This is a genomic window from Terribacillus saccharophilus, from assembly GCF_046592595.1.
GTDB classification, from domain to species: domain Bacteria; phylum Bacillota; class Bacilli; order Bacillales; family Amphibacillaceae; genus Terribacillus; species Terribacillus saccharophilus_C.
Genome location: NZ_JAWVPF010000007.1, coordinates 22,798 through 39,239 on the forward strand (window position 1 = coordinate 22,798; position 16,442 = coordinate 39,239).

The window sequence follows — 16,442 nt, forward strand, 5'->3', positions numbered from 1 at the left end:
GGTTTCTCCTCTCCCTTTGCCTGTTTGTTTTCATTGGAAACAAAAGGCGCCTGCAGGGCTTTTCCCTGCAGGCTTTTTTTATATGCCAATCTTATAATCGTATTCTTTCGCTTTATCTTGTTTTGCATTCTCGAAATCAGTACGGATGAAAGGACGGTAAGATAATGCCGTCTTAGAGACGAATGGCAGTCTATTCAATGCTGCTTCCTTCTCTTCCGCTTCCTCCAGGTTCACGTATATCATCGCATATTTAAGCTTTTTGGATACGAAAACCAAGTGTCCGTGCCGTTTCAGCTGCTTAATATTCTTCATATGCTGGAACCATACGACGATTCCTTGCCGTTTTGTCAACATAAATGATGTTCCTCGCTTTACAGCTTTTTTCTTAGTGTAGCAAAGCAAGCCCACTTGGAGCAACACAAAAAAACCGGCAAGCCGAAGCTTACCGGAATATTGTCAGGACGCACACCCGCAGGCGCCGCCGCTCCCACAGCCGCAGCCAGAGTCTTTTAACGCCGCTCCTGCCCGAGGAGCTTTGACATTCTCGCTCACAGTTGATGCGAGTTTGGCACTTATATCATCAAGCAGTTTTTGCAGATTACGCTCTGCTATTTTAAATGCCGCAACGTTGGCATCCATATCCATCTCACGCTTCTTGCTGCGGATTTCCTTCATGATGAAGCTGTAATCAGGGTGGTATCTGCCGAATCGCTGCACTTCTTCATACTGTTCCTTAATAGCCGTGAATGCGTCGATTTTAGCTTTCGTCTCGCTATTCTGGTAGAGTGCAGATTGTGCGGAGCTATATGCCGCCATCACTTCCGACTCACGGATCATCATACCCAATTGCTCGGACTTCTCCAGAAGCTCGACGAATTCCATAGTTGCAAACATAGAACCACCTCCCCTATTATCATACCAAATAATAGGGAAATGAAAAGTGTTTAATCCCGCATTGCCCTTGCCATCTGAATCAGCATGTTCACCATGCTGAGCTGATCCCCAAACTGTCCGATACGCTGCGGGACAGTTTTGCCGTAAAAATAATTCGCTTGTTTTTCCAAATCTGCGAATGTTCCGGGGTCACGTGCCAGTGTACGGTACCATACCGGATGAAGTCTGACGAAACGGAGCAGTTCTTCCCGGTGCTGCAGCCTTTGATAGATTTCCTGCCGCATCACTCTACCTCCTTTTTAGTCCTTATGAAAAAATGTCGGAGTTTTCTTCTTTGAAGGAAGCTGTTGTTTTACACCTTGATATTGTCCGATTAATTGCTTAATATTTTCGAGCGCCCCATTTAAATGATGGATATGACCCTGCAGTTTTTGCAAATCTAACTGATTCGCCATTCCCATCACCTTGTTGAACATGTCATTTCCAGTCTCTTCTGATTCCTTTTCCGTTTGCTCAGCTTCTTTTTCTGTTTCTGCTTCTGCCTTTGCCTGCTGTCCATCTTTATATGCCTGCCAGCTTGGATCCTCCTCGCCCATCAGCACCCACTTTTCATAGTATGGCTGCCACTCTGCCCGATTCTGCCTAACCTCCTGAATCAGCTTGGGATGCTGCTGGACGAATTCTTTGAATGCTTGAATAGATGGATGCAAATTCGTTTCTGACATTACATTCATCTCCTAACCAGATAAATACCCTCTCTGACCAATGTATGAAGGACTTGGGGAAATGACACAGAAAAACGGGATTCCTCAATGGAAATCCCGTTATTGTAAAAGAAAGTTCTGTGTGTAGTAGTAACGATATACGCCTACCCCAAGTTCTTCATATGTTGCGTCAAGCATCGTCTTGCGATGGCCTTCACTGTTCAGCCAGCCAATCATTGCTGCAGGAGCATCTGTATAACCTGCTGCGATGTTTTCACCTGCACTTTGGAATCTGACCTGGCCGTCTGCCAGCCGATCTCCAAGCTCCTCACCACTTGGCGTCACATGGGAGAAATACTGCTGTTTTTGCATATCTTCACTATGACCTAGCGCTACAGCCGCTACCTGGTCATTCCACTCCAATGGCGCGACATCAAATTGCGAACGCATCACATTGGTTATTTCAATGATTTGCTGTTCCATTCCGTCCTGCACCTGCTGCCATTCTTCATTTGACAGCTGTGGCTGCTCAGGTAGTTGTCCTGTATATGTCACATCATATGGCCGCTCCATAACGAGCTGTTCATCAGTCAACACACGGACCGCCGTCAGTTCGTCCTCAAAGGTATCAAAATAAAACTGGGCGAACAAACCATCACCAATCTGTGCAAGCGGCTGTATCTGCCGATCCTTCTCTTTCAGCTTGAATGTATACCGATTGCTGTCATATCGGAAAGACACTTCTTCTTGAAGAGGATAGTCTTTTTCCACTTCCTCCCGGCTTTCACCAAGCTGCGCTTTTGCAAGGGATGCTTCACCGGCAGCAAAGGCAGCAATGACTCTACCGTCCTTTACACCGTACTGTGCATATGCATCACCTTTATCATATATGTACCATTTGTATCCGTAAGAAGACTGATCGATACGATCAGGTTCGCCTTGATCTTCTTCTAAAGTTTCAGGGGCTTGATTGATCCACCGTTCTATATCTCCATTCGGCTTCTGAGCAGCTTCGGCCTTTGGTGTTTGTTCTGCATCTTCTGACTTTGTATCCTGGGCAGGAGCCAGATAATCATCCTTGTTCCAAAAGAACAGCACACCTGCTCCCACTACGAGTAACAATAATACAATTCGTAAGCTTTTCATGCATCCTGCCCCCTTTCCATAAGTTGCACCTATTATAATACAAAATTCAATCAGGAGATAGTCGACTCCTTCGACAAGCTTCACATACCATCTGCGGGAAGCAGCTGACCATATGTCCTGAACTGAATCAATCCTCCAACTTGACCAAGCTTCTTGAAGCCGCATCTTGTCAGGACTTCTTGCTTTTCCTCCTCCTCTGGCTTACAGAATGCATGGATTGTTTCGATACCGTGCTTCAGCAGCCAATCGCAAATGCTGATAATCGCTTCATCTTCATATTTTTTCCCTTGCATTTCCTCGCGAATATCAAAATACAACTCAGCTTGAGAAGCATCGTGAGAAGGTTGTTTTATAAAGATGTCCCCTACCATATCCTTTTGATATTTTGTATGTAAGATCCACGGTCCAAAACCGAAGCTTGTCTGTCCAGTTTCAAATTCCTCCAAATAAAGGGGCAGTTCTGCCTTCAGGGCATTGGTCGGCCAATCCGTCACATACGAAATTTCCTGCTCATAAAAGAAGGTAACCGGAAATCGAACGAGCTGCTTTCCCATCTCCAGTGTTATAGCTTTCATTGTTAATCGCGGTGTTTCCATATCCATATACTTTCCCTCTCTCCGATGCACATTTATGGTTCTTATTCCCGATACTTCCTACTATATAAACACAAAAAAAGACACCTCCATAGTGGAGATGTCTTTTATTAGAAGATTGCAGGAGTTGTGAATACCACAAGTGCGATAAAGAAAATCATTAAGTAATTCAGGCTGTAAACGAACATCCAAGTAGCCCACTTCAAATCATTCTTCATAAAGAATCCAGCAATACCGATAGCAAGCCAGCCAACGTTCAACACACTGGCGATGATAACAAATATTGTACCTAGTGAAGTTAAATAAAATGGAAGCGGAAGTAAACATGCTGTATAAACGACTATCTGGCGCTTCGTAATTCCAAAGCCGTATACAGAAGGCAGCATCGGGATATTGGCAGCCTTATAATCATCTGCTTTTTTCATAGCAAGTGCTAAGAAATGCGGAGTCTGCCAGATAAACATGATAGCGAAAACGATCCATGCCTCTGTGCTCAATCCGCCGTCGATAGCCGCGTAACCGATTAGCGGAGGAACCGCACCGGAGAAACTTCCGATTGCTGTATTGATTGTATAGCGGCGTTTAGACCACATTGTATAAAGCACAACATAAGCAAACCAGCCGAAAATACCGATCGCTGCCGCTTGCCAAGTTGTCAGGAATAAAAATCCTACGCCCAGGACTGTAAATCCGATTCCCATAGTAAGTACCACAGAAAGCGGAATCGTACCTGTTACAGTCGGACGTTTTTTCGTCCGCTTCATCACATGGTCAATATCACGATCGTAATAGTTGTTGATTACACATCCGCCGGCAATGACCAATCCGCTGCCGAGCATCATGTAAATGAAAGTTGGGATATGGTCGACGAATTGTTGGTTCGTCATATAAAGGGCGAGCCAGAAACCGCCGAAAGCAGTCAATAGATTTGAATTTATAATACCAGTTTTTATAAGCGCCTTGAAGTCTGTCCAAAGACTAGTAGTAGAATCGGCCTGTTCAGCACCGTTCAATACTTGTGAAGAAGTTGTTTCAATCTTTTCCACACCAGCACATCCTTTCTGCTTGGTTAAACATAATTCTTGTATTCTATCACACTTTTAACATTGTAACACGTCCAGCTGCGTCAAATAAAACGGTTTTTGACAATTTGCTGAACTAATAGCTTATCTGCTCACATCATTCACTACAGCTGTTAAGCACAGGTCATAAAATTGACAAGAAATTTGTCCTTCTTTAAATTGATTTCATGTTACGATAGGCTTAATGTTTTGTCTTATCTATAAGTTTGTATATAAGAGGTGTTTATTCGTGAAATTATTGAAAACCTTATCTGTGATCAGCACCATAGGTATGCTGTTCATCCTGCTTGGCGGTGCCCTAGTAACCAAGACAGGTTCAGCGGATGGCTGCGGACAAAGCTGGCCGTTATGTGAAGGAGCATTAACCAATATCACTCCTGAACTTATCATAGAAGTTGCCCACCGATTTGTTTCTTCCACAATGGGGATCGTCATTCTATTGCTGGCTATACTCGCTTGGCGTAAAATCGGTCATATTCGGGAAGTTAAGTTTCTGTCCATCATGGCAGTAGCCTTTCTTGTCATACAGGCATTGATTGGTGCAGCAGCTGTTGTTTGGCAGCAGTCTGACACTGTATTGGCTTTGCATTTCGGGATCTCGCTTATCTCATTCGCTTCTGTTCTTCTGCTGACGCTAATCGTCTTCGAAGTGGACAAGAAGTTTGATGCCCGTGCGCTTGTCATCCGTAAAGGGATGCGAATCCAATTTTATCTTCATACAATTTTCATTTATATGGTTGTATATACCGGAGCACTTGTACGTCACATGAATGCAAGCCTTGTATGTGGAGATTTCCCACTATGCTCCAACGCTGATCCTAGTCTCTTTGGATTGAGTACGGCACAAATGGTACAAATGCTCCACCGTGGTGCAGCAATGCTCGCTCTTGTCTGGTCTTTCATTATCATGATTCAAGTGATTCGTCGATACAAAGACCACGCAGTAATGTCCAAAGGCTGGGTCATCAGCTTTTGTCTATTGGCATCTCAGGCAGTAGTAGGTGCGCTTGTCGTCTTTACAGCAATGAATTTATTTGTTGCACTGATGCATTCCTTGATTATCAGTGTTTACTTCGGAATCATGACATACTATATCATGCTGTCCTTCCGAAGTGCGAAATACGAAAAAGGGCAATAAAAAAGAGGTCCGCTGCTTTAACAGCAGCGGACCTTTTTTTATTCGAATTCTACAAGCAAATCTCCAACCTGAATCGGTTCTCCATCTTTTACATATACGTCTTTGATTTTCCCATCAAATGGCGCTTGTACAGTTGTTTCCATCTTCATCGCTTCTGTAATAAGAAGCTGCTGTCCTTTTTGTACTTGCTCTCCGCCAGTGACGAGTGATCTGATAACTGTTCCAGGCATTGTCGCACCAATATGCTTCTTATTCTGTTTATCAGCTTTTGGCGTCGTCTTAACTGTTGCCTGTACCTGTTCATCGCGGACCAGCACCTCTCGAGGCTGCCCGTTAAATTCGAAGTAAATCGTCCGCATTGCATCCGGACCTGCTTCACCAATTGCGACAAGCTTTACGATCAGGGTCTTTCCTGGTTCGATTTCCACTTCGATTTCTTCATCCAGCTTCATACCGTAGAAGAACGTTGGAGTTGTCAATACAGACAAGTCACCGTACGCTTCTTTGAAAGCTGCGTAAGTTTCAAACACTTTCGGATACAAGGAGTAAGCAGTAACGTCCTGTTCTGTAATGTCAGCTTCCACTTTTTCATCCAATTCATTTCGCAGCTCATCAAAATCGACAGGCGGCAACAATTTGCCCGGTCGTTCGGTGATTACCTCCCGATCCTTTACAATGACCTTCTGCAATTCTTTCGGGAAGCCGCCATAAGGCTGCCCAAGATACCCTTGTGCGAATTCGATAACAGAATCAGGGAAGTCGAGCGCTGCGCCTCTCTCGATGACACTTGTTTCATCCAAGTCGTTTTGAACCATGAATAATGCCATGTCACCTACTACCTTGGAGGATGGTGTAACCTTGATTACATCGCCGAAAAGGTCGTTTACCCTTCTGTACATGACCTTCACTTCATCCCAGCGATCACCTAGTCCAACTGCATTAGCCTGCTGCAGCAAGTTGCTGTATTGTCCGCCTGGCATTTCATGCAGATATACTTCAGCATGCGGAGCCTTCATACCGCTTTCGAAATCACTGTAGCGAGTGCGGACATCTTCCCAATATGATCCCAGCTCATCATAGTTTTCAACATTGATGGACGGTCTGCGCTCCATCCCCTGCATCGCGTGGTAGAAGGAGCTTGCGCTCGGCTGGGAAGTAAGACCAGCCATAGAGCCTGCCGCAACATCGACAACATCAACACCTGCTTCTACAGCCTTCACATATGTCAAAACTCCGTTACCGCTTGTATCATGCGTATGCAAATGAATCGGAATTGATACGGTATCCTTCAAAGCACTGACAAGGTCATAAGCAGCCTGCGGTTTAAGCAGTCCTGCCATGTCTTTTATTCCGATGATATGAGCACCTGCTGCTTCAAGCTCTTTCGCCATCTTCGTATAATATGAAAGATCATATTTCGTCCGGCTCGGATCCAGGATATCCCCGCTGTAGCAAAGCGCAGCTTCTGCCACTTTATTTTGGTTGCGGACAGCCTCAATAGCTGGCTTCATGTTCTCAATCCAGTTCAAGCTATCGAAGATACGGTACACATCAATGCCGGCTTCGGCACTTTCTTTGACGAATTTTTCAACTACGTTGTCCGGATAGTTTTTGTACCCGACAGCATTGCTTGCACGAAGCAGCATTTGGAATAGCACGTTAGGCATTTTTTCACGCAGTTTAGCCAAGCGCTCCCACGGGTCTTCCTTCAGGAATCGATAAGCTACGTCGAAGGTAGCACCACCCCACATCTCGACAGAAAATAGGTTCGGCAATAGTTTGGCAGTTGGCTCAGCTATTGTTAAAAGATCCTTCGTTCTTACACGTGTAGCAAGCAATGATTGGTGAGCATCCCGGAAAGTTGTATCCGTCAGCAACACTTCTTCCTGCTGTTTCAGCCAGTCAGCCAGTCCCTCCGGACCGTGCGCATCAAGAATCTGTTTTGATCCATTCTGATAATCAAGCTCTTTTGCAAGCTTCGGAACTCTCGGATACGGAAAATCAGGTTTTTCAACCTTGCCGCTGCCATCAAATCCGTTAACAGTTGTGTACCCGATATACTGGAGCATTTTCGTTCCTCTATCCTGACGTTTCGGGAAGACAAACAGCTCCGGAGTTTCGTCAATAAAGCTAGTTGTATAATCTGCAGATAAAAACTTGTCATGCAAAATGACGTTTTCCAGGAAAGGAATGTTCGTCTTGATGCCTCGGATACGGAACTCTCGAAGGTTCCTTTCCATTTTGTAAGCAGCCTGTTTATAATCTGCTGCCCACGTTGATACCTTTACTAGCAAGGAATCATAGTAGGAGCTAATCACAGAGCCCTGGAACGCATTTCCGCCATCCAGACGAACACCAAATCCGCCGCTGGAACGATAAGCCATGATTTTTCCGGTATCCGGCATAAAGTTGTTAAGCGGATCCTCCGTTGTCACACGTGCTTGGATCGCATAGCCGTTTGTTTTGATCTCAGATTGTGCCGGGATATGTAGACGTTCATCCGAAAGGCTGTAACCTTGAGCCAGCAAAAGCTGTGTTTGAACGATATCCACACCTGTAACCAATTCAGTAATCGTATGCTCCACTTGAACGCGAGGATTAACCTCAATGAAATAGAACTTGTTATCCGCTACAAGAAATTCAACTGTTCCTGCATTCAAATAGGAAACATTCTTCATTAATTTAACAGCAGCATCACAAATAGCAATCCGAAGCGATTCCGGCAGACCGACACTTGGAGCTACTTCTATAACTTTTTGATGCCTTCTTTGTATGGAACAGTCGCGTTCGTACAAATGAATTATATTGCCGGCGCTATCTCCCAGGATCTGTACCTCGATGTGTTTTGGATTCTCAATAAGCTTCTCCACATACACTTCATCACTGCCAAACGCAGCTTTCGCTTCTGATTTCGCTCGCTCATAAGCCTCAGCGAGTTCATCTGCCGAGCGCACGACACGCATGCCGCGTCCGCCGCCTCCCAATGAAGCTTTGATGATGATCGGATAATCGTGTGAAGCAGCGAAAGCTTCCACTTCATCCAGGTTTTGAACTGGTCCGTCACTTCCTGGAATGACTGGTATTTCAGCTAGTAACGCCTGCTGTCTCGCCTTCACTTTATCCCCGAACATATCCAGCTGTTCGCTGCGCGGACCAATGAAGATGATCCCTTCTTCTTCACAGCGTCTGGCAAAGTGGATATTCTCAGAAAGGAATCCGTAGCCTGGATGAATAGCATCTGCACCGGAAGTTTTTGCAATTTCAAGAATATTCTCGATATCAAGATAGGCATCAATCGGCTTTTTCCCCTCGCCGACTAAATATGCCTCATCCGCTTTGAAGCGGTGACTGGAGGATTTATCCTCTTTTGAATAGATCGCGACCGTATGTATCCCAAGCTCGACACAAGCTCGGAATACACGTATCGCAATTTCCCCTCTATTTGCTACTAGAACTTTGTTGATTCCCCTTAGTTCGTCCATCGTTCTCCTCCTCTAGTCTTTTCCCTGGTTTGTGTAGTAGTACTAGTGGTGCGGATCCTCTGTCGATTGGAGGGACGTCTTCCCCGCTTGTCCTGCGTGAAGGTGCTTTCTGACACTATCAGCTCTTGCGAACGTACATGCTTGGCAATATTATTCAATATACCCATAGAAGCGAATAGAATCATCAAGGATGTACCGCCATAACTGACAAATGGCAGCGTAACACCAGTGATTGGCAATAGACCGGTGATTGCGCCCAGATTAATGAAGGTCTGGATTCCCACCATCGACGAAATGCCTATTGCCAATAAAGAACCGAAGCTGTCACGGCATTGTCTAGCGATATATAATCCGCGCAGCACGATGATCGCGAGCATCGCCAATACAGCAGCAACCCCGATAAATCCAAGCTCCTCCGCTATGACAGCCATGATAAAGTCTGTGTGCGGCTCCGGCAAATAACCGAGCTTTTGGATGCCTTGTCCCAATCCATCGCCGAAAATACCGCCATTTCCGATGGCAAGATAGGATTGAACAAGCTGAAATCCGCCATCCTGGACATTCTCATCACTGAATGGCTGATAAGCTCCAGTGAAGCGTGAGATACGTTCTTCGTTGATCATATGCGGCAATACAGCGAGTATAAGTCCGACACCTGCAGCAATCAATAGACTCAAATGCCTTAAACGTATACCGGCACTGATTATGATCGAACATGAAATCAGGAATACGATAGAAGCCGAACCAACATCCGGCTGGATCACTATCAAGCCAAGAATAAGCCCTAATGCAATAAGCGGCGGCAAAACACCTTTGGAGAAACTATCAAGATACTTCTGTTTTTTTGCATAGACTGCAGAAAGGTAAATTATCATGGCTACTTTGGCCAGTTCCGCCGGCTGCAAACTGAAAAATCCGAGGTCAAACCATGAACGCGATCCGTTTGCTTTTGGTGTGAATAAGACGAGAATCAGCAAGACAACAACTACCAGTAAAATTGGCTTAACCCATTTTTGGAACTTTTGATATGGTACAAAACAGAAAAATGCATAAACTGGCAAAGCTAAAGTAATCCACATCAACGATCTGACAAAAAAGAACGTTGGTGAAGCATCATATTTGACTACTGCCACCGTATAGCTCGCACTGTAAATCATCACTGCTCCGAAAACAGTCAGCAGAAGCGGAGTAAATAGCAAAGTAAAATCGAAATTACGCAATCTTTTTTTCATTTTAAAGCTCCCATAGTATGTATTTTACGATCGATACAAATCGCCAGATTCATAGAATAATAAAAAAACCCCGCCGAATTAAAGGGCAATGGGGTTTCATCTTTCGTATGGGATGCCCGTACAAGCAATTGCAGGCGGCCGTAAGCTTTAAGGACGCATAGACCGCTGCGCTGCCTCATGCAGCACATTCAACTGCCTTTCCAAGTTTTCAAGAAGCTCTTTTCCATCTTCTTCTTTCACGAGATTCAATCGAATTGCAAAATCTATCTCACGTGACAAACCAAACATTTGTGTATCGAGTACTTCTTCATAAAGCGGACATTGCGGCATTGTCAAATTGTCCATCTGTACTTTGATTAATTTAAGTATTTTATCAGCATCCGCCAAAAGAAGGGCATATGCTTTCTCTTGATTACTAACGGTGATCTCAGATATCAATATTATCCCTCCGTTAAACAGACTTCTTCTATACAATTCTAGCGGTAGTCCTGCTAAATTGCAAGACACGTCCTGGTAATATTTTTGTCGAATCGTTGTCAATTGTCACATTCTTTATGTTAAGCTGTATTTGTAGATACTCTGGAAAAGGAAGTGTCGTTATATGGTAATCACCCTGACTGGGAAAGTGGATTTTTCGCTCACACTTGATCCGTCCGTGTGGATTTTTGATGATCGCAAAATCCTTTTTGAAAACGCTTTTAAAGAAGTCGAGTCTGTTCCTGCTTCGGAAGAAAAACATTGGGATCGCTCTGTTTATCAGCAAAAGATGAAGCCGCCTATCAACAAGAGCCTGACAAAGGCCGAGAGAAAAATGGCGCTTGAAAACAGTTATGTCATGCCCATCTCCGATTTTCTCAAAACAGCCTGTATACAAGAAGATGCCTCGCATGCTGTGTTTCTGACAGACTCTGGGGAAGAGGTCGTTCCCTTAGATGAACTTAAGGCAAGCATGTTCCTATTTGCGGTAGATGGACGCAGCATCAAGGAAACAGGACCTGCCCACTGCTATCTGCCCAGCAGGAAAGAGGATCCAATTAAAGCAATCCGTCAAATAAAGATCTGCTGAATCGCTGTTTAGAATCTACTATAAGCGGATATGACTGATAGAGACTTTTTGTGAGATACACACAATAGCATATCGTATGGTAAACTGAAAAAGTATTATACTCTCCTGAGGTGATAGCATGCGTGTAAAATGTGTACTTTGCGATAAAGTCGAAGAAATAGATGATGGAAGTCCGCATGCGAAGAAACTGCGGAATCGGCGTAATACCATGCATATATGCAATGATTGCTCAGACCGTATCTCATTGCGGACGAAGGAACGCAAAGCCACCGGGAATTTCAATTTATACCGGGAAAAGAAGACAGATGAACCTTTAATTTAATAAATGAGGTGAGACGATGTCAAAGGGATTAGCTTTACTGACTGCAATATTGGTGATTGCTTGCTTCGTAGCAGCAGGCGTGACGATCAGCTATCAAAACTATGGCTTAATGACAGTCGCGATCATCGCCGGTTTCTTCATTATGGGTGCCGGTATCTTCGCTAAACGAAAAGGACAGTAAAAAAGACGGGCTAACCCGTCTTTTTTTATTTCAATTCGATGTAATCCTTGATCAATTCCTCGTGAATGCTGCTATTGGCTGCAACTACTGTCGTCTTATTCAGGAAATCGACAGGCTCACCTGTTGCATCTGTCAGTTTTCCCCCTACTTCCTGCAGAAGTACAAAACCGCCCGCATAATCCCATGGCTGCAGACTGAAAGTCAGGTACGCATCCGTAATTCCTTCAGCCAGGAAAGCTAGCTCCAAGGCTGCTGATCCATATGCACGTGTACCCATTGCACGATAAACGAGCTGCTGCAGCTTTTCTTCATTCACCCGGCGGTTCGGGCAGAGCCAGAAATGGTTCAGCTCGATAATGGATTGATCAAGTGTCTTTTCTGGAAGCTTTGGAAGCTGGAAATCATCCTTGAATGCTCCTTCACCACGCTTTGCATGATAAAGTGTATCCTCCATCACATTATAAATTATCCCGATTTCCGCAATGCCGTCATGTATAATCCCTACTGAAATAGCGAAATTGGTTTTCTGATGGACAAAATTCATCGTGCCGTCTATCGGATCGATTATCCAAACTGTGCCCTTCGTTTCAGAAACCGCTTCTCCAATACCTTCCTCCCCCAACACTTTGTGTGATGGGTAGTTCTCACGTATCTTCTCCAAGAAGAATGTTTCAACGGCTTTATCCATCTTTGTTACAAGATCCTTCGGGTTTGACTTTGTCATGATCTCCAATGGTTCATCCATTTTCTCTTTGATAAGCCGCCCCGCTTCCAGCACCCACTGTTGTGCTTGCTTATGCAATGTATGCTTCATTGATTGCTCCATCATGTGGTCCCCCATTCTTTCCACTAGCTTATCACAAATGGTTCACGATTCGAACCGATTCAATTGCTCACTCAGTACTCGAAGCTTCGCTTTTGTTTCCTTAACAGCTTTGTCATCTTCCTCCTGCATGGCATCATGCAAAGTAACTAGATAATAATCGATTTCAAGACGTATAGCAGGCACCTTTTCCTGGGCTTCCCTTTTTCGTAAAGCCTCCATTACATCACGCATCTTCATCTCCTCCTATCTATTTATACCATCTATCAAGTTGTTTCTTTTTACCACTGCTGTGCGGTTTGTAAACCTTTCCTCGCTTGCATTTTACCTATTGGACGGGTATGATGAAGGGAGATTTCTGCAAGGAGTGACACAGATGACAGCATTATTCACTAAAGAAGATTTCGATGTTTTTACAATAGATGGTTTAGATGAAAGAATGGAAGTGCTGCGCAGCAGACTTTCTCCAAAATTGGAGATGCTTGCAACAGAACTGGCTCCATACGCTGAGCATGTGACAGACAATGATATGTATGTCCATGTAGCAAAGCATGCGCGGCGTACAAAAAATGCACCGAACGATACTTGGTCCGCCCTTGCTTCGAGCAAACGCGGATATAAAAAGCTGCCTCATTTTCAGATTGGCTTATGGGGTACACATGTCTTCGTCCAGTTTGCACTTATTTATGAAAGTCCATTAAAGGAAACAGTCGGCCACAAAATGACAGAAGCAAAAAAACAGATTCTAGAGTCCATTCCTTCTCATTACGTCTGGTCCATGGATCACATGAAACCTGATGCTTCTCCCATTTCTGATGAGCTATACGACAAAATCGCTGATCGACTGCAGCATGTAAAAAAAGCTGAACTAGTATGCGGAGTTCATCTGCAGCCAGATGATCCCGCACTTGCTTCTAAGGAAGCTTTCCTTAAAGTATGCCAGGATGTCTTAAAACATACAGCTATACTTTATGAACAGGCTGCTTATGAGCCTGTATAATATAAAAAGATCCCCCTCTTAATAAGAAGGGGATCTTTTTACATCTTAATTTTTTCACCTGGAGATGCAGCCTTTGCTTTTTGAACTGCTCTATAGCTGGAATACCCGGAATCTTTTTGAAACTTTGCATCCAGCTGTTTTTCTTCTGATTTAGAAGGTACAATCTGCTTGAATCGTTCATACGCGAGCATCAGATCTTCCCGCACAATTCCATCTTCATATGTACGTTCCACTAATGAGAAGAAATTTACCACATCAATGATCTCAGCTTTCGTCCATGTTTCATCTATTGGATAGCTGTAATTCATTCTATCCCTCCTTTTCCCTGGATAATAGTGTAACACGAAAATAACTTTCCATGCGATGCTAGTAATCCTGATGTAGTTTTGCTATAATTCTTTTGTTTTTAACATGTAAAGAGGTGTCAGCTAAGATGTTTTCACAAGAAAATGCACCACTGTTCGACGGTGTGCGCAAGCATGCTGCGAACAAACCATTACAGTTTCATATACCAGGACATAAAACCGGCAAAGGAATGGATAAGGAATTCTCAGAATTTATAGGAGAGAATGCTCTTTCCATCGATTTGATAAATATAGAACCTCTGGACGACTTGCATCACCCTCACGGGATGATCCAAGAAGCTCAGCAGCTTGCTGCAAAAGCCTTCGGAGCAGACTATACGTTCTTTTCTGTCCAAGGAACAAGTACGCCGATCATGGCAATGGTCATGAGCGTATGCAAACCTGGAGATAAAATCATTGTACCGCGGAATGTCCATAAATCCGTGACCAGTGCGCTTATCTTCTCCGGAGCGATACCTGTTTTCGTGCATCCTCAGCTGGATCACAAACTCGGTATCTCACACGGAATCACACCGGAAGCTGTCGAAAAAGCACTGGAAGCGAATCCGGATGCTAAAGCTGTACTCGTCATAAATCCGACTTACTTTGGTGTGGCTGCCGATTTAGCACGTATCGTTGACATATCCCACCGTCATGAAGTCCCTGTTCTCGTCGACGAAGCTCATGGTGTTCATATTCACTTTCACGATGACATGCCAGTTTCAGCAATGGCAGCAGGCGCAGACCTTGCGGCAACCAGTGTGCACAAGCTTGGAGGATCTCTCACACAAAGCTCTATCCTGAATCTGCGTGAGGGATTGGTGCGTCATGAACAGGTTCAGACGGTTCTGTCCATGCTCACATCTACAAGTACGTCATATATCCTGCTCGCTTCATTGGATGCAGCCCGCCGCCAGCTCGCTACGACAGGCCAGGATATGAACTCACGAGCCATTCAGCTGGCAAATGACGCACGACAAAGTATTAACGACATCGATGGACTCTATTGCGCTGGTAAGGAAATTCTCGGTTCAGAGGCTGCTTTTGCGATGGATCCGACCAAGCTGCTTGTGTCTGTAAAACAGCTTGGTATATCCGGAAGCGAAGCCGAACGCTGGCTGCGAAAAGAGAAAAATATCGAGGTTGAACTTTCCGACTTGTATAACTTGCTGTTTCTGATTACACCTGCTGATACAGTTATCGAGGTTCAGCAGCTTATAGATGCATTGGCAGATTTGGCAGACCTTCATCAAGCAGAAATATCAGCTACCGAAATCGAAGTATCTATACCTGAGATACCTGTCTTATCCTTAAGTCCACGTGATGCTTTTTATGCTGATACAGAAGCAATCCCACTTGAAGAAGCAGAAGGCCGTATCAGTGCTGAATCTATCATGGTTTATCCCCCTGGAATTCCGATTTTCATCCCTGGTGAAATCATCAGCGCTGATAATATCAGTTATATTAAACGAAACTTGGAAGCTGGTTTGCCTGTCCAGGGTTTGATGGACGAATCGATCGAGTATATACGCGTAATCAAAGAGCACCATGCCTTCCAATAAAAAAACTCCCCATGTGGGGAGTTTTTTTATATAGGCCGCTCAATCGTTTCTGGATCGACAAGCTCATAGCCCTTATCTCTCAAGCCCGAAACAATGTCTGGAACTGCTGCGGCTGTCCATTCCCGGTCATGCATGAGAAGATTGGCCCCATTACCTAGCAGTTCTGTGTTAACCATGATATCTGCTAAAGCGTCACTATTTTGGTACTGGCTTTCCCAATCATACCCATATGTCCAATTCATCACCGTCATTCCTTCATCTTCTGCGAGCTGCCTGCTGTAATCCGTATTCTCCCCAAACGGAGCCCGGAAGAATTCTGGCTTCTCCCCAATGATTTCTTCCACCTGTTCGTTCACTTTGAGAATTTCTTCTTTTGCTTCTTCTTCAGTCAAATCGTTCATATTCGCATGACTGTATGTATGGTTACCGATCGCAAAGCCCATATCATGAATTTTTTTCAATGTTTCTTTTTCTTCATCCGTTGTCAAAAAGTGACCATTTACGAAAAAGATTGCCGGTGCATCAGCTTCCTTTAATGATTCAGCTATTTCAAGCGCATGCTTGTCCGGAGCATCATCAAAAGTCAGAAGTGCTACCTGCGCTTCGGCATCGTCGATCGGAATGATGGAAGACACTTCCGAGACTTTATATTGCGGTTCCTGCTGTTCCTCTGCTTTCTGCTGTTCTGCGTCTTGCTCCTGATCATCTTGCTTTGTTTGATTCTGTTCAGAAGACGCGCTCTCTGTACTCTCCGTATTATTCGACTCAGTACTCGTTTGCTCTGAACTGGCACAACCAGTGATCAACACGCTGGATAAGCCGATAAGCATGGGAAATACTAAGAATCTCTTCACTGCAAAAACCTCCAAATTG

20 protein-coding genes are annotated in these 16,442 nt (G+C 44.4%); 6 read left to right on the forward strand and 14 right to left on the reverse strand.

What is annotated here, in order from left to right:
* Positions 1-78 precede the first annotated feature (78 nt).
* The 7 genes from SFC25_RS12625 to cyoE form a co-directional block, all read right to left on the reverse strand.
* Complete coding sequence (locus SFC25_RS12625; protein ID WP_411215621.1) at positions 79-354, reverse strand: YlbG family protein; 276 nt, start codon at positions 352-354, stop codon at positions 79-81.
* A gap of 102 nt (positions 355-456) precedes the next feature.
* Complete coding sequence (locus SFC25_RS12630; protein WP_411215622.1) at positions 457-894, reverse strand: YlbF/YmcA family competence regulator; 438 nt, start codon at positions 892-894, stop codon at positions 457-459.
* A gap of 50 nt (positions 895-944) precedes the next feature.
* A complete protein-coding gene (locus SFC25_RS12635) occupies positions 945-1,178 on the reverse strand; it encodes a YlbE-like family protein (protein ID WP_411215623.1) in 234 nt (77 codons plus the stop codon).
* A 15-nt stretch (positions 1,179-1,193) separates the two neighbouring features.
* Positions 1,194-1,619 carry a YlbD family protein gene (gene ylbD, locus SFC25_RS12640; protein ID WP_411215624.1) on the reverse strand — a complete coding sequence of 142 codons (426 nt, stop codon included), beginning with the start codon at positions 1,617-1,619 and terminating at the stop codon, positions 1,194-1,196.
* A gap of 99 nt (positions 1,620-1,718) precedes the next feature.
* Positions 1,719-2,744, reverse strand: a complete 1,026-nt coding sequence (locus tag SFC25_RS12645; protein WP_411215625.1) for a CAP domain-containing protein — start codon at positions 2,742-2,744, stop codon at positions 1,719-1,721.
* A gap of 80 nt (positions 2,745-2,824) precedes the next feature.
* A complete protein-coding gene (locus tag SFC25_RS12650) occupies positions 2,825-3,346 on the reverse strand; it encodes a GNAT family N-acetyltransferase (RefSeq protein ID WP_411215626.1) in 522 nt (173 codons plus the stop codon).
* Positions 3,347-3,447: 101 nt separating this feature from the next.
* Positions 3,448-4,383 (reverse strand): heme o synthase, encoded by a 936-nt coding sequence (gene cyoE, locus SFC25_RS12655; protein WP_411215627.1) that lies wholly within the window; start codon positions 4,381-4,383, stop codon positions 3,448-3,450.
* Between the two features lie 265 nt (positions 4,384-4,648).
* On the opposite strand from cyoE, the gene SFC25_RS12660 reads away from it, so the two are divergent.
* Positions 4,649-5,557 carry a COX15/CtaA family protein gene (locus SFC25_RS12660; RefSeq protein WP_411215628.1) on the forward strand — a complete coding sequence of 303 codons (909 nt, stop codon included), beginning with the start codon at positions 4,649-4,651 and terminating at the stop codon, positions 5,555-5,557.
* 38 nt (positions 5,558-5,595) lie between these two features.
* Here the strand turns inward: SFC25_RS12660 and pyc are convergent, their stop codons facing one another.
* The 3 genes from pyc to SFC25_RS12675 all read right to left on the reverse strand — a co-directional run bounded on the left by pyc (position 5,596) and on the right by SFC25_RS12675 (position 10,709).
* The gene (gene pyc, locus SFC25_RS12665; RefSeq protein ID WP_411215629.1) at positions 5,596-9,039 is read right to left on the reverse strand and encodes a pyruvate carboxylase; all 3,444 of its coding nucleotides are present in this window, start codon (positions 9,037-9,039) and stop codon (positions 5,596-5,598) included.
* Positions 9,027-10,271, reverse strand: coding sequence for a putative lipid II flippase FtsW (ftsW, locus tag SFC25_RS12670; RefSeq protein ID WP_411215630.1), 1,245 nt, complete (start codon positions 10,269-10,271; stop codon positions 9,027-9,029). The genes pyc and ftsW overlap by 13 nt, the downstream gene beginning before the upstream one ends.
* A 147-nt stretch (positions 10,272-10,418) precedes the next feature.
* Complete coding sequence (locus tag SFC25_RS12675; RefSeq protein WP_038559874.1) at positions 10,419-10,709, reverse strand: Fpa/YlaN family protein; 291 nt, start codon at positions 10,707-10,709, stop codon at positions 10,419-10,421.
* 163 nt (positions 10,710-10,872) lie between these two features.
* On the opposite strand from SFC25_RS12675, the gene SFC25_RS12680 reads away from it, so the two are divergent.
* The 3 genes from SFC25_RS12680 (at position 10,873) to SFC25_RS12690 (ending at position 11,840) form a co-directional block, all read left to right on the forward strand.
* Complete coding sequence (locus SFC25_RS12680; protein WP_411215631.1) at positions 10,873-11,337, forward strand: hypothetical protein; 465 nt, start codon at positions 10,873-10,875, stop codon at positions 11,335-11,337.
* Between the two features lie 118 nt (positions 11,338-11,455).
* Positions 11,456-11,659, forward strand: a complete 204-nt coding sequence (locus tag SFC25_RS12685; protein ID WP_411215632.1) for a YlaI family protein — start codon at positions 11,456-11,458, stop codon at positions 11,657-11,659.
* A 16-nt stretch (positions 11,660-11,675) separates the two neighbouring features.
* A complete protein-coding gene (locus SFC25_RS12690) occupies positions 11,676-11,840 on the forward strand; it encodes a DUF5325 family protein (protein WP_164072046.1) in 165 nt (54 codons plus the stop codon).
* 25 nt (positions 11,841-11,865) lie between these two features.
* Here the strand turns inward: SFC25_RS12690 and SFC25_RS12695 are convergent, their stop codons facing one another.
* A complete protein-coding gene (locus SFC25_RS12695) occupies positions 11,866-12,669 on the reverse strand; it encodes an inositol monophosphatase family protein (RefSeq protein WP_411215633.1) in 804 nt (267 codons plus the stop codon).
* Between the two features lie 39 nt (positions 12,670-12,708).
* Positions 12,709-12,897: a hypothetical protein gene (locus tag SFC25_RS12700; protein WP_411215634.1), complete on the reverse strand. Its 189-nt coding sequence runs from the start codon at positions 12,895-12,897 to the stop codon at positions 12,709-12,711.
* A 142-nt stretch (positions 12,898-13,039) separates the two neighbouring features.
* Between SFC25_RS12700 and SFC25_RS12705 the strand changes: the two genes are divergently transcribed.
* Positions 13,040-13,663, forward strand: coding sequence for a YktB family protein (locus SFC25_RS12705; RefSeq protein ID WP_411215635.1), 624 nt, complete (start codon positions 13,040-13,042; stop codon positions 13,661-13,663).
* A 38-nt stretch (positions 13,664-13,701) separates the two neighbouring features.
* Here the strand turns inward: SFC25_RS12705 and SFC25_RS12710 are convergent, their stop codons facing one another.
* On the reverse strand, positions 13,702-13,971 hold the full coding sequence (locus tag SFC25_RS12710; protein WP_411215636.1) for a UPF0223 family protein: 270 nt from the start codon (positions 13,969-13,971) through the stop codon (positions 13,702-13,704).
* A gap of 125 nt (positions 13,972-14,096) precedes the next feature.
* Between SFC25_RS12710 and SFC25_RS12715 the strand changes: the two genes are divergently transcribed.
* Positions 14,097-15,569 carry an aminotransferase class I/II-fold pyridoxal phosphate-dependent enzyme gene (locus SFC25_RS12715; RefSeq protein ID WP_411215637.1) on the forward strand — a complete coding sequence of 491 codons (1,473 nt, stop codon included), beginning with the start codon at positions 14,097-14,099 and terminating at the stop codon, positions 15,567-15,569.
* 26 nt (positions 15,570-15,595) lie between these two features.
* Here SFC25_RS12715 and SFC25_RS12720 read toward each other — a convergent pair whose 3' ends face one another.
* Positions 15,596-16,423, reverse strand: a complete 828-nt coding sequence (locus tag SFC25_RS12720) for a polysaccharide deacetylase family protein (protein ID WP_411215638.1) — start codon at positions 16,421-16,423, stop codon at positions 15,596-15,598.
* Positions 16,424-16,442: the final 19 nt, after the last annotated feature.